14 protein-coding genes, 1 pseudogene and 1 riboswitch are annotated in these 13830 nt (G+C 32.3%); of the genes and pseudogenes, 14 read left to right on the top strand and 1 reads right to left on the bottom strand.

What is annotated here, in order from left to right:
- The first annotated feature begins 4 nt into the window (after positions 1 to 4).
- Positions 5 to 652, top strand: coding sequence for a DUF5105 domain-containing protein (locus tag PTZ02_RS13310; RefSeq protein WP_274228285.1), 648 nt, complete (start codon positions 5 to 7; stop codon positions 650 to 652).
- A 91-nt stretch (positions 653 to 743) separates the two neighbouring features.
- On the opposite strand, the gene PTZ02_RS13305 is transcribed toward PTZ02_RS13310, so the two are convergent.
- Complete coding sequence (locus PTZ02_RS13305) at positions 744 to 1925, bottom strand: M20 metallopeptidase family protein (RefSeq protein WP_274228284.1); 1182 nt, start codon at positions 1923 to 1925, stop codon at positions 744 to 746.
- A 328-nt stretch (positions 1926 to 2253) separates the two neighbouring features.
- On the opposite strand from PTZ02_RS13305, the pseudogene PTZ02_RS13300 reads away from it, so the two are divergent.
- From PTZ02_RS13300 to PTZ02_RS13240, 13 genes and pseudogenes are all read left to right on the top strand, one after another.
- Positions 2254 to 3159: pseudogene (locus PTZ02_RS13300) on the top strand (M15 family metallopeptidase); the annotation flags it as partial.
- Positions 3145 to 4191: an amidase domain-containing protein gene (locus tag PTZ02_RS13295; protein ID WP_443112623.1), complete on the top strand. Its 1047-nt coding sequence runs from the start codon at positions 3145 to 3147 to the stop codon at positions 4189 to 4191. The pseudogene PTZ02_RS13300 and the gene PTZ02_RS13295, both read left to right, overlap by 15 nt.
- Positions 4192 to 4292: 101 nt before the next feature.
- Positions 4293 to 4475: riboswitch (cobalamin riboswitch) on the top strand.
- A gap of 350 nt (positions 4476 to 4825) precedes the next feature.
- Entirely contained in the window at positions 4826 to 5647 is an 822-nt protein-coding gene (locus tag PTZ02_RS13290; RefSeq protein WP_274228283.1) for a sirohydrochlorin cobaltochelatase, read from the top strand.
- Positions 5648 to 5753: 106 nt separating this feature from the next.
- Positions 5754 to 7085: a cobyrinate a,c-diamide synthase gene (locus PTZ02_RS13285; protein WP_274228282.1), complete on the top strand. Its 1332-nt coding sequence runs from the start codon at positions 5754 to 5756 to the stop codon at positions 7083 to 7085.
- Positions 7072 to 7698: a precorrin-8X methylmutase gene (locus tag PTZ02_RS13280; protein ID WP_274228281.1), complete on the top strand. Its 627-nt coding sequence runs from the start codon at positions 7072 to 7074 to the stop codon at positions 7696 to 7698. Before PTZ02_RS13285 ends, PTZ02_RS13280 begins: the two co-directional genes overlap by 14 nt.
- Positions 7698 to 8792, top strand: a complete 1095-nt coding sequence (gene cbiD / locus PTZ02_RS13275; protein WP_274228280.1) for a cobalt-precorrin-5B (C(1))-methyltransferase CbiD — start codon at positions 7698 to 7700, stop codon at positions 8790 to 8792. Before PTZ02_RS13280 ends, cbiD begins: the two co-directional genes overlap by 1 nt.
- Positions 8785 to 9387: a precorrin-6y C5,15-methyltransferase (decarboxylating) subunit CbiE gene (gene cbiE, locus PTZ02_RS13270; RefSeq protein WP_274228279.1), complete on the top strand. Its 603-nt coding sequence runs from the start codon at positions 8785 to 8787 to the stop codon at positions 9385 to 9387. Before cbiD ends, cbiE begins: the two co-directional genes overlap by 8 nt.
- Positions 9384 to 9956 carry a precorrin-6Y C5,15-methyltransferase (decarboxylating) subunit CbiT gene (gene cbiT, locus PTZ02_RS13265; protein ID WP_274228278.1) on the top strand — a complete coding sequence of 191 codons (573 nt, stop codon included), beginning with the start codon at positions 9384 to 9386 and terminating at the stop codon, positions 9954 to 9956. Before cbiE ends, cbiT begins: the two co-directional genes overlap by 4 nt.
- Complete coding sequence (locus PTZ02_RS13260) at positions 9949 to 10611, top strand: cobalt-factor II C(20)-methyltransferase (protein WP_274228277.1); 663 nt, start codon at positions 9949 to 9951, stop codon at positions 10609 to 10611. Before cbiT ends, PTZ02_RS13260 begins: the two co-directional genes overlap by 8 nt.
- A gap of 11 nt (positions 10612 to 10622) precedes the next feature.
- The gene (cobM, locus tag PTZ02_RS13255; protein WP_274228276.1) at positions 10623 to 11375 is read left to right on the top strand and encodes a precorrin-4 C(11)-methyltransferase; all 753 of its coding nucleotides are present in this window, start codon (positions 10623 to 10625) and stop codon (positions 11373 to 11375) included.
- A gap of 3 nt (positions 11376 to 11378) precedes the next feature.
- Positions 11379 to 12347: a cobalt-precorrin 5A hydrolase gene (cbiG, locus tag PTZ02_RS13250; protein ID WP_274228275.1), complete on the top strand. Its 969-nt coding sequence runs from the start codon at positions 11379 to 11381 to the stop codon at positions 12345 to 12347.
- A gap of 1 nt (position 12348) precedes the next feature.
- Positions 12349 to 13071, top strand: coding sequence for a precorrin-3B C(17)-methyltransferase (gene cobJ / locus PTZ02_RS13245; RefSeq protein WP_274228274.1), 723 nt, complete (start codon positions 12349 to 12351; stop codon positions 13069 to 13071).
- 2 nt (positions 13072 to 13073) lie between these two features.
- Complete coding sequence (locus tag PTZ02_RS13240; RefSeq protein WP_274228273.1) at positions 13074 to 13829, top strand: cobalt-precorrin-6A reductase; 756 nt, start codon at positions 13074 to 13076, stop codon at positions 13827 to 13829.
- Position 13830 lies beyond the last annotated feature (1 nt).

The following is a 13830-nucleotide window of genomic DNA, read 5'->3' as shown; positions in this document are numbered from 1 at the left end:
TAATATGAGAAAATATATTAAATTTTTCTCGGCAGCAATGGCCATAATAATGTCAATGGCTCTAGTGTCTGCATGTAGTAAAAAGCCAGCAGTTACACCAGATCAATACTTAACATTTTACATGGATTTAGCAGTAAAGAATACTGAAGGAGACGCAGCAAAACTAGGGATATCTAGCGATGAAGTGAAGAAATTTAAGGATCAAATGGAGAGTCAATATAGTAAGGTTGTAGAAAATGACACAAGTGGTGTAGATAAAGAAAGCCTAAACAAAATGGTTACATCAATAAGGAAAGGTATGTCACAAATCAAATATGACATAAAAACAGTAGAATCTGATAGTAAGAGTGCTAAGGTCGAAATGTCAATAAATCCAATGGTAATAGAGCAAAGTGATTTTAGTCCAGAAAAGCTAATATCTCAAGATGAAATTATGCAATTGGCTTCACAATATACTGACCAAGCTACATTGGAAAAGAAAGCTACAGAAATAATTATAGATAAATTATGTAAGTACTTCGAGAATCCAAAAATATCTGATGAAGCTAAAAAGGTGACTATTGAATTGAAGGTTGAAAAAGGTGAATGGAAAGAAGTAAATGAAGGAACCCTTGAAAACTTTATAAAAAACAACTTGATAATTTATAAATAATAATAAGGTCATGGAAAAGTTATAATCTCCATGACCTTATTAGTTTTATTATTCTTTAGGAATTTATAATATTTTAAGGTTGTAGATAACATTATAAGTTTGAATTATAATCTAATACAGCTTGAACAAATATTGCTGGACCTATCCAAAGAACATCTTCATCTACATCAAATTTAGGATGATGATGTGGATAGATTATTCCTTTTTCAGGGTTATTTGAGCCAAGGAAAAAGAATGTTCCAGGGACATTTTGAAGATAGTAAGCCATATCTTCAGAAACCATAGTAGGTTCTTTTAAGTATACTAGGTTTTCTTCTCCAACAATTTTAAGAGCTGATTTCATAAAGCTTTTAGTTACTTCTGAATTATTATTAACAGAAGGACAAATTTTATCATAAACTACTTCTGCAGATGCTCCATTAGTAGAAACTATTCCATTACAGATTTCGATAACTCTTTTCTCAACTAGTTCTCTATCCTCTGGAAAGATTGTTCGAATTGTGCCTTGAAAGTGTACAGATTCAGGAATGATGTTCCAAGTAGAACCACCTTCAATAGAACCAATTGTAATAACTACTGGATGAAGAGGATTTATCTCCCTGCTGACTATTCTTTGAAGAGCAGAAATCATTTCAGCGCCAATTGATATTGGATCTACACAAAGATGTGGTAAGGCACCATGTCCACCTTTTCCGTTAATTGTTACGGATAACTTATCAACTGCAGAAGTTGTATATCCAGTTCTCACACCAATCATGCCAGCCTTTACCTCAGGGAAAAATCCACCGATGTGTAATCCTAAAACTCTGTCTACCTTTGGATTTTCTAGAACTCCTTCAGCGATCATAGGTTTTGCACCAGCTGAGATTTCTTCTGCAGGTTGAAAAATTAACTTAACATTACCATTTAGTATAGATTTATATTTAGATAAAATCTTTGCTGTTCCAAGTAGCATTGAAGTGTGGGCATCATGTCCACAAGCATGCATACAATTATTATTTGAAGCGAATTTTAAACCTGTTTCTTCTTTTATAGGTAATCCATCCATATCAGCTCTAATGGCAATAGTAGGACCAGGATTCTCGCCATTAATTAGTGCGCATATTCCAGTCTTGCTAAGAGTGATAAATTCAATATTCATTTTTGTTAATTCATTACAAACGAAATTATAAGTTTCTTCTATATCTAAGCCTGTTCCAGGAATTTTATGAAGTTCCCTTCTCCAGTGGATAATATCATCATGAATTTCTTTAGAAAGTTTTATAGGATCCATACTCATGCCCTCCTTCAAAATGAATTATTTCAGAAAATTATACTATAGTTTAAGAATTTTGTAAGTAAAAATTTTTTTGAGTTTTGATGTTCAACTAGAATTTATAGCTATTAGAAAATATCCAGAAGAAAAATTCAATACTTTAACTCTACCGAGTTTTAATGTTCAACTAAAAATTTATAATCACTATAAAATTGCTAGAAACTGCAATTTTATAGCACTTATAAATTAAGTTTCACTATTAAAACTCTTAGTACATAGTATGCTATTTCTTTGGACAGTATATAGTTATAAAAAAATTTAAAGCTACTAGATGAGGTGACTAAGGATGAAAAAATGGATATCAATGATTTTAGTGTGTATATTGCTAAATATTCAAATACCGGTTATGTCACAAGAAATCATTAGTGAAGAATACAAAAGCAAAATGAAACAAGATATATTAACACTTATGTTAGCTTATCCAGGGTATATAAAAGATGTTACTACAGATGGAAATAAAACTTTTGTCATAATGAAGTCTGGTAAAAAGATATTATATGATGACATGAGAAAAAAAGGACATGAAGAGAAGTTAGATAACCCAGATCTTCAAGATATGTTGGAACAAATATATCCATTAGAATTTACTACAACGGTGATGAAGAAGGATTTTGATCCTGGAAGAGGCAGAAATTATGACTTATTACATGAAGTATATGGGTCATCAAAAGGAGAGATCGAGAAAAATCTAAAGCCATTACAATATGGATTTGCAGGTTATAGGTTTAATGATAAAAATGGAGCTAGAGTAGCATTAGAAACATCATTAAAAGAATTGATACCATTAGCAAAGACAAACCCCAGTATATCTAGTTGTCTTTACCCAGCTAGCGGAACCTATAACTATAGAGTTATCTCAGGTACTGGAAGATTAAGTCCACATTCTTTTGGAATAGCAATAGATCTTAAAAGTGATCCTAGAGATTATTGGAAGTGGAGTACTGAAAAAAAGGCAGAGGAAAGAATTAAATCATATTCAAAGGATTTAGTTCAGGTTTTTGAAAAGAATAACTTTGTTTGGGGAGGAAAATGGGGACATTTTGATATTCTTCACTTTGAGTATAGACCAGAAATAATAATAAAAGCGAAATATTTTGGAAACTGGAAAGAAAATGATGGAAGCTGGTATAAAGGAGCGCCTGTAGACAATGAGGAAGTAAAGAAAGCTATTGAATTAATTGAAGATAGGCTAGAAGATAATAAAGAACAAACAACTCTTTCAGAAGCAGAAGATAAGGAATTGGTAGAGTTTGTTCAAGACATATTTATCAATAGAAATAAGGCTATCTTGGATAAAAACTTAGAACTAATAGAATCACTATATGATACCAATAGCAAGTATGGAAAATGGGCCTATGAATATGAAGAAAGAAAAGTGAAATATTTAAATAATTGGGCAGAAAAGCAAGGAGTTAAATTTACTGAAATAATACCAAAGGTAATTATAAGAAGAAGTAGAGGAGGAAATGATAAATATTCCTTTAACATAATGTGTAACACAGAATATAAATATATATATGAAAATCTTCCGGACATTGTTAATAGTTCTAGAATAGGTACATATCATTCCTTGCAACTTACTAAACAAGAAGGGGAATGGGTAATAACTAAGGAGTGGTATACAGATCCATTTGCTGATTCTCTCAGTTTAGACAATATAAAAGCAGAAAGTATAAAACAACATATTATTTCCCAGGAAACTAGGGATATTTCTGACATAAATGAACGAAGAAAGGGAGCAATGCAATATGCAGATGCTTATTGCGGAGCTGCCTCACTACCTGAGTATGGATTTAAGTATAATAAGAATTATAGAGATTTTAATCCAGAAGGAGGAGATTGTGCAAACTTTGCATCACAAGTACTCCATGAAGGAGGTAAATTCAAAAAGAATTCTACTTGGAATTATAATAAAGGAAGTGCTACAGGCCCATGGGTAAATGCGGATAAGTTTACCTCATATATGATACATAGCGGAAGAGCTTCAGTTATTGCACATGGAAGCTATGAAAAAGTTTATAAAGCATCATATAAGTTGTTGCCTGGAGATTTTGTGGCATATGAGAAAAAAGGAGACATCACACATATTTCAGTAGTATCAGGAGTGGATTCAAAGGGGTATACATTAGTTACTTGCCACAATACTGATAGAAATAATGTTCCTTGGGATCTAGGTTGGAGTGATAAAAAAATAAAGTTTTGGTTAGTAAGAGTACATTATTAATAATAAGTATTCTTTGTAGACAGAGTTATACTACAATGCTATAATCTTCATACAAAGTAAATATTGATAAAACATAGGTGACTAATAGGTGAAATATATTTATTTAAATAAAGCCTTTAAATGTCCCATAAGGGAATTAGTATAATAGGGAAACAGGTGAAATTCCTGTGCGGTCCCGCCGCTGTAAAAGAAGAGTCTTAGTTATAGAGTCACTGGGAAACTGGGAAGATAAGCTAAGATTATGACACTTGAGCCAGAATACCTGCCTAAGTTTTTGCACTAATAGGGTTTTTATGTTTCACTAAAAATTCTTCGAAGTTTTAGTTCGACTAAAATTCATATGTGCCAGAAAATTGTTAGAAACCACAATTTTCTAACAAGTATGAATTAAGTCTCACAGTTAAAACTTCTTTAGAATTTTTGTTCGACTTGAGATTAATACATGCCGTAAAAATTGCCAGAAACCGCAATTTTTAAACAAGTATTAATCAAGTCTCACGATAAAAATTCATCTCTACGAGCGATGGAGAGGGTGGCTAAATGGACAAAGTGATTTTAAGATTACCTTGATTATTTTTCATAGCCTTCTGACATTATTCAGAAGGTTTTATTTTTTATTTAAAGGGAGTTTATTATGAAAAAAGCAATTATAGTTTTAAGTTTTGGAACATCTTACTTAGATGCATTAGAAAAAAATATAGTTCCAATGGAGAGAGAAGTTGAAGAAAGATATGGAAAAGAGTATAAAGTAATTAGAGCCTTTACTTCCCATAAGATTATTAAAAAACTAAAAAAAGAACATGATATGAGTATTTTTACGCCAGAGGAAGCATTGGAGTCTCTATTAAATGAAGGATATGAAGAGGTAACTATACAGCCTCTGCACATAATACCTGGACAAGAATTTGACTACATAAAAAAGGTAACAATTATTTATAAGGATAAGTTTACTAGTTTAAGATTAGGACGCCCGTTGATATATTTTCAGTCTGATGAAGTTAACTTAGATTATGATGACTTAGTTTGTGCAATTTCGAATAACCTACCTAAGGATAAGATTGTTGTATTAGCTGGGCATGGAACTCATCACCCAGGCAACTCTTGTTATGGATGTTTTCAGAATAGGCTTAGAGATTTAGACCATGGGAACATAATAATCGCAACCATTGAAGCTTATCCATCATTAGAGAATGCTATAAAGTATTTGAAGGATAAAAATATACAAAGGGTTGTATTGGCACCATTTTTACTTGTAGTAGGAGATCATGCAAGAAATGATATTTTCTCAAGTGAAGAAGATTCTTGGGCCTCTACACTTAAACGTGAAGGCATAGAAGTTGAAGAGTTCAATGTTGGGTTAGGTGAATATAAAGAAGTTAGAAATATATATATGAAACATTTAGAAGATGCCCTAAGTGGTAGATTCCAAGGTTTTGGAGAAAATTTAAAAGGTTAGTAAGTATAGGGTTTTTGATAGGAAACTTTACTTATTCTTGTTTGAGTTCAGGCATTAATAAGTTAATAGTTGAACTTAAAACCCTGTAGCTTGAAGGAGTTTTTATATGAAATCTGTAGTTATTGCATCAAATTCATCAGGGGGAGGCAAAACAACATTTACAATCGGGTTAATGAATCTATTGAAAAGAAGAGGTTATGATATAGCAGGGTATAAAGTAGGGCCAGACTATATTGATGGTGCCTTTCATGAAAAAATAACAGGAAAACCTTCTAGAAATTTAGATTTCTTTTTACAGGGAGAAGATGGACTTAAAGCGGTTTATAGCAGAAATAATGAGGATATAGGAATTGTTGAAGGGGTTATGGGTGTATATGATGGAATCGGAACAACTCTTGAAGCCTCAACAGCCCATGTCTCAAAAATTTTAGGTCTTCCGATAATTCTTGTAATCTCTCCTAAAGCTTCAAGTCTTACTTTTATAGCAGAGCTAAAAGGAATAATTGATTTTTCGGACTGTGAATTTGCAGGAATAGTATTAAATAATATAAACAAATCTTATTATATATTCCTTAAGCAATTAATTGAAGAAACATTAAATATAAAGGTTTTAGGGTACCTGCCCAAAGATGATAGAATTATTCTGGGATCTAGACATTTAGGACTTGTACAAAGTCAAGAGATTACAGATTTGCAAGATAAGATTGATGTTGTATCTAATCTTATAGAAGAAAATGTAGATGTAAATTCAATCTTAGAAATAATGAAAGAAACAGATAAATTTAAAGATAGATATCATTTAAGTCCGCTTGGACTTAGAATAGGAATTGCAAAGGATGTAGCCTTTTCTTTTTACTATAAAGAGAATATAGAACTTCTGGAAGAGGCCGGAGAAGTTATATATTTTTCCCCTCTAAATGATGAGAAAGTTCCAGATGATTTAGATTTGATATATTTAGGGGGAGGATATCCAGAAGTTTTCAGTAATGAACTTTCTAAAAATATTAGTTTTTTAAGCAGCATAAGGAATGAGCTAGAAAAAGGTACACCATGCTATGCTGAGTGTGGAGGCATGATGTATTTAATGAAGTCCATTGAGGGTGAGAAAATGGTAGGTTTTTTTGATGGAGAAGCCTATATGACTAAAACATTAAATAATTTTGGATATAATCATATAGATATTTCGGAGAATCAATTAATTAAAAGAAACTTATCAATAAATTCTCATGAGTTTCATAAATCTAAGGTTGAATGTAGTAATAAAACTGTGTATAAACTTAGCAAAAGAACCTTTAATGGGGGATTAAAAGAGTGGACATGTGGATATATAAAAAATAATACTCTTGGGGCATATGGACATGTTCACTTTTTCTCTAATTTAGATTTTATAAAAGAGATTATAATTAGTTGTAAGGAGAGAAAAAATGCAGTACGTTAAGAATCCAATGGAAATCGAACTAAAGAGTTTTGAAATAATAGGAAAAGAAATGGGTGAGCATAGCTTCAACAGGGAAGAGCTTTCAATTGTAAAAAGAGTTATACATACTACAGCAGATTTTGAATATAAAGATTTAGCTTATATAAGAGAAGGTGCTATAGAAGAAGCTAAGAGATTACTTAAAAGTGGAGTAAAGATATATACTGATACTAATATGGTTGCGGCAGGAATAAATAAAAAAGCACTAAAAGATCTTGGATGCGAAGTTATAACATATGTTTCATTAGATGAAGTAGCTAAGAAGGCAAAAGAAGAAAAGACTACAAGATCTATGGCTGCAGTTAGCAAAGCGGTAGAAGAAGGCGTAGAATTCTTTGTGTTTGGGAATGCACCAACTGCATTATTTATTTTAAAAGAGTTATATGAAGAAAGAAAAGCAAGTCCTAAATTTATTATAGGAGCTCCTGTTGGTTTTGTGGGAGCAAAAGAGTCAAAGGAAGAAATTGAAAAACTTGATATTCCTATGATAACAATAAGGGGTAGAAAGGGAGGAAGCAATGTAGCAGCAGCTATAGTTAATGCTTTAATGTACCTTTTAGTGGAGAGAGAATAATGCTTGATATGTATGTAAATGCAGGTGGAAAAAAGCTTAGGTGTGGATATACTACTGGTTCTTGTGCAACAGCGGCAGCTAAGGCATCAACTATGATGCTGTATGGGGGAAAAAAACTAGATTATGTAGAAATTGATACACCAAGTGGAATAAAGCTTAATCTGCAGATTGATTCCATCGAAGAAGGGGAAGATTATATATGCTGCTCCATAATAAAGGATGGTGGAGATGACCCAGATGTAACCCATGGACTTGATATATGGGCAAAGGCAAAGAAGATTCCAAGTGGCTATATTCTTAAGGGTGGAAAAGGTGTAGGAGTAGTTATGGGAGAAGGACTTTACGTGAAAAAAGGTGAGCCTGCTATAAATCCAGTTCCTAGAGAAATGATAAAAAGAGAAGTGTTAAGCGTACTTCCAGAAAACAATGGAGTTGAGATAACTATTTACGTACCAAAGGGAGAAGAAGTTGCAAAAAAGACTTTTAACCCGAGGCTTAATATAGTAGGTGGAATAAGTATACTAGGAACCTCCGGTATAGTTTACCCAATGTCAGAAGAAGCACTTAAGGAAACCATTGAAATAGAAATGAGGGCTAAATCTGCCTATTATAAAGACATAATATTTGTGTTTGGAAATATGGGAGAAAGATATGGGGAGACACTAGGATATGACAAAAACAAGATGGTTACTATATCAAACTATGTAGGTAGTGCATTAGATGCAGCCAAATATAATGGGGTTAGAAAAGTTACTATTATAGGGCATATTGGAAAGCTTGGAAAAGTTGCAGGAGGAGTATTTAATACCCATTCAAAGGTATGTGATATGAGATTAGAAATACTGGCTTTAGAATTAGCCTTAATGGGATGTCCCTTAGATTTAGTTACTAGGGTATATAATGAAAAAACCACAGAAGGTGCTGTGAAAATCATTCCTAAGGAGTATCATAAAGTATATGAGAATATAGGAATAAAGGCTAAGAATAAAATGGAGCAATATACTGGTAATGAAATAGCAGTTGAAGTAGTCTTATATTGGGGAGGAAAAGAACCAAATCTTTTATTTGCAAGTGAAAAGGAGAACCATGATTAATTTAGTTGGATTAGGCCCTGGAAATAAAGAGTATATGATATTTAAAGCAGTGGAAGTTTTAGAGGATAGTTCACTAATAGTAGGTTTTAGTAGAGCTATAGATTCAATAGATTTTGTTGATAATCCTAAGAAAAAAGTGCAAAAACTTGCAGATATTGTGGATATAATCAAAGACAATGTGGATAAAAATATTGCCATAGTAGCTTCTGGAGATCCAACTTTTTATGGAGTGCTAAACTATTTGAAAGAAAACTTACTAGAAGAAATAAATGTGGTCCCAGGCTTAAGTTCATTTCAATATTTAATGAGTAAATTGTCTTTGCCTTGGAATGGGGCAAAATTATCTTCATTGCATGGTAGAGAAGGAGAATTTATTGAGGAGATAAAATCATCGAAACTTACTATATGGCTTACAGATAATAAAAATACTCCTAGTAAATTGGCAAAGGATATCTTTGAAGAAAATATAGAAGCTACAATTTATGTTGGAGAAAACTTATCCTATGAAGATGAGAAAATAACTATTGGGATACCAGTAGAAATAATGAATAAAAGTTTTAGTAGTTTAAGCGTATTGGTGGTGGAGAGAAAATGATATATATAAAAGACGAAGAGTTTATAAGAGGAAAAGTTCCTATGACGAAAGAAGAAGTAAGAATTTTATCTATTTCGAAATTAGAGCTTAGTACCTCTTCGAAAGTACTTGATGTAGGGGCAGGAACTGGGTCTGTGTCAGTTCAAATGAGTAAGATATGCAAAAGTGTAATTGCAATTGAAAAAGAGCAAGATGCTTTTAATCTTATATTAGAGAATAAGAATAAATTTAATTGTGATAATCTTGAAGTTATATTAGGGGAAGCATTACACACCTTAAATAATTTCCCGGATGATAGCTTTGATGGGATTTTTATAGGTGGAAGTGGAGGAAACTTAGAAGAAATAATTTCAGCTTCTCATAAAAAACTTAAGAAATTAGGAAAAATAGTTTTAAATTTTATTACCATAGATAATTGTTATAAAGCATGTGAGGTGCTAAAAGCTTTAAATTATAATATTGAGATAACACAGGTTAATATAAGCAAGAATGTAAAAGGAAGTTATATGTTAACAAGCAATAATGGAATATTTATAGTTAGCGGAAGAAAGGAAATTACAAATGAATAAATTATATGGAATAGGAATGGGACCTGGAGATCCAGAATTATTAACACTAAAAGCAGTTAAGGCAATAGAAGCTTCGGATGTTATAGTTGCCCCAACTTCAGAAGATGGCGGAGTAAGTATAGCGTATGAAACAGCTAAGGATTATATAAGTAAGGATACTAAGGTAATAATTGCACATTTCCCTATGGGAAAAAAAGATACTAAATCGAAAGTACAAGAGATATATGAGGCTATAAAAAGAGAATTAGAAGAGGGCAAAACTGTAAGTTTTTTAACTATAGGAGATCCATTAGTATATTCAACATACGTACATCTTCTTAAATATATACAGAATAATGGTTTTACAGTAGAAACAATTCCAGGAATAACTTCATTTTGTGCTGCAGCATCGTTGACAGACAGACCAGTTGTTATGGGAAATGAAGCTCTTTTAGTTATTCCAGCTGGAAAAGTTCATGAGATAAGAGATGAAAAGTATGTTGTTGTAATGAAGGTATACAAAAAGGAAAGAGAAGTAATTGAGACTCTTGAAGAAAAAGGTTTTGAATATGTTATGGTAAGAAGAGCTGGTAGAGAAGGAGAGGCCATAATATATGATAAAGAGGAGATATTTAAAGAGTGTGAATATATGTCATTGATATTAGCAAGTAGATAGGAGGGTTATTTATGCTTTATTTTATTGGAGCAGGTCCTGGGGATGTAGATTTGATAACTGTAAAAGGAAGAGATATATTAACTAAATGCGATGTAGTAATATATGCAGGGTCTTTAGTAAACGCAAAGCATTTAGAGTTTTGCAGAAGAGAATGTGAAATATATAATTCAGCAAATATGACACTTGAGGATGTTATTAATGTTATTAAGGAAAAACACTTTGAAGGAAAAACAATAGTTAGACTTCATACTGGAGACCCGTCAATCTATGGAGCAATAAAGGAACAGATGGATGAGCTTGATAAGCTTTCAATAGACTATGAAGTTATTCCTGGGGTAAGTTCATTTACAGCAGCTGCGGCAGCTATTAAAAAAGAATTCACCCTTCCAAGTGTAAGTCAAACAGTAATTTTAACTAGAGTAGAAGGAAGAACTCCAGTGCCTGAGAAGGAAGACTTAGAAGGATTAGCAGCTCATAAGGCATCTATGGCTTTATTTTTATCAATATCAATGATTGATAAAGTAGTTGATAAGCTAAAAAAAGGATATGGTACAGGGACAATACCTATCGCAGTTATAGAAAAGGCTACTTGGGAAGATGAAAGAATAATAATAGGAACCTTAGATGATATTTCACAAAAAGTAAAAGAAGCTGGAATAAAGAAAACTGCTCAAATATTAGTAGGGGAATTTATTGATTGTGAGTATGAAAAATCCTTACTTTACGATAAGCATTTTACCCACGAGTTTAGAAAGGGAGTATAGAAAATGCTATATATTCTAAGTTTATCAAAGCTAGGAGATAAAGTAGCTGAGAATATATCAGGAAAACTAGGGGGAAGGATAATTACTAAAGAAACTATCGTAAGAGATGGATTAAGTAATGTTGCAAGGGAAGCAATGGAAAATGCTAGGGGCATTATATTTATATCTTCTACGGGAATAGCGTTAAGGGCAATTGCTCCATATTTAAAAGGAAAAACAGTGGACCCAGGAGTAGTTGTGGTGGATGCTGTTGGAAAGTTTTCTATAAGTCTATTAAGTGGACATTTAGGAGGCGGAAACGAATTAGCACTTAAGGTTTCAGAAGTAATTAATGCAACTCCAGTAATAACAACAGCTACAGACGCATTAGGAGTAAAAGCACCAGATATTATAGCAAAAGAAAATTATCTACTAATTAATGATATGAAGAAAGCAAAAGAAATTTCTAGTTTGCTTACAGAAGGTGAAAAGATAGGATTTGTAGATACGTTAGGCAAGATAGAAATTCCAGAAGGATATGTAGAGGAAGATATAGAAGCAAAAGCAAAAGTTGTTGTTACAAATAAAATATTGAATGAAGATGCTCTTGTACTTATAAGAAAAAATATAATACTAGGCATTGGGTGTAAGAAGGATACGTCAACGGATAAATTAAGAGCCTTTATAAAGGAAGCATTAATTGAGCATGGATATTTACTAAAAGCAGTAGATAAGATTAGCACTGTAGATTTAAAAAGTGAAGAAAAAGCTATTTTAAACTTAGCAAAGGAGCTTGAAGTTCCAATAGATATTCATGGGAGAGAGAGTATAGAAAATGTTGAGCATTTATTTAAAGGCAGTGAGTTTGTAAAGAAATCAATAGGGGTAAGTTCCGTGGCAGAGCCATGTGTTTACTTGAGTGGTGGAGAGATATTAGTAAATAGAATTGCAAAGGAAGGGATGACACTTTGCATTGGAGAAAGGATAGAATAGCATGGGAAAGCTTTATATAGTAGGAATAGGTCCTGGAGGAATTGAACACATGTCTCTTAGAGCAAAAGAGGTGGTTGAAAATTCAGATATAATAGTTGGATATAATAAGTACATAGAAATGATAAAACCTTTAGTAAAGGATAAAGAAGTTTATTCTAATGGTATGAAGGGTGAGGAAGAAAGATGTAGAGAAGCTCTTAAGCTTTCTAAAGAGAAGAATGTTGCATTAATAAGTACTGGAGATTCAGGAATATACGGAATGGCTGGGCTTATATTAGAGCTTAGAAATAATGAAGAAGTAGAGATCATACCAGGAATAACTGCATCCTCTGCAGCTGCATCAGTACTAGGTGCACCACTTATGCATGATAATTGTAATATCTCTCTTTCTGATTTAATGACAGATTATGAAGATATAAAAAAGAGAGTTAAGCTCGCAGCTGAAGGAGATTTTGTTATTTCACTATATAATCCAAAATCAAAGGGAAGACCTCATTACTTAAAAGAAGCTATAGAAATAATAAAGGAATTCAGGGGAGAAAATACTCCTGTAGGGGTTGTAAAAAATGCATTAAGAGAGGGACAAGAATATTGGATAACTACTCTTAAGGATTTTACAGATGAAGAAGTTAATATGTTTTCTATAGTAATCATAGGGAACTCAAAAAGTTTTATTAAAGATGGTTTCTTTATAACTCCGAGAGGATATAAATTGGAGAAGTAAAAATGATAGGATTAATTGTAGGCACTTCAGAAGGAAAAGAATTATTAGAAGGACTTAATAAATTCACAGAAGATATATTTGTATCTACCGCTACTAATTATGGTGGAGATTTATTAAAGGGATATAAATATAAGTTTTTAAATACTAAACCATTAAATAAAGAGGAACTAAAAAATAAACTTGAAGAGTATGGTGTTAGAAAGCTAATCGATGCTTCCCATCCCTATGCGTTAGAGGTGTCAATAAATGCGATGGAAGCAGCAAAAGAGCTATCCATTGAATATATAAGGTATGAGAGACCTTCCGTAATAGATAAATATAGGGATAATAGATTAGTTAATATAATATCGGATTATAGTGAACTTAAGAGCTCTCTTTCTAGCGTAAAGGGCAATGTATTAAATACAACAGGAAGTAGAAATATAAAGAAAATTTTAGATTTAAAAATAGAAAATCGAATGATTCACAGAGTTCTTGCGTCATTAAAAGTCATGGAGGAACTATGTAATCTTGGAATTGAGCCTGAAGATATAATAGCAGTGAAAGGTGTGTTCTCAGAAGAGTTTAATAGAGCTGTTTTGAGGGAATATAAGTGCGATGCTATAATAATGAAGGACTCAGGAGTAGAAGGTGGAACTGTTCAAAAGGTAGAAGCTGCATTAAAAGAGAACGTTAAAATAGTAGTTATAGGTAGAAAACAACTAGAATATAAAAGAGTCTTTACCAACATTAATGAGCTCATAACCTATGTATCATAAA

The organism is Clostridium sp. 'White wine YQ', assembly GCF_028728205.1.
In the GTDB taxonomy this organism is placed as follows: Bacteria; Bacillota; Clostridia; order Clostridiales; family Clostridiaceae; genus Clostridium_T.
The sequence above is the reverse complement of the archived record's forward strand: the minus strand, read 5'-3'. Positions and strand labels throughout refer to the sequence as shown.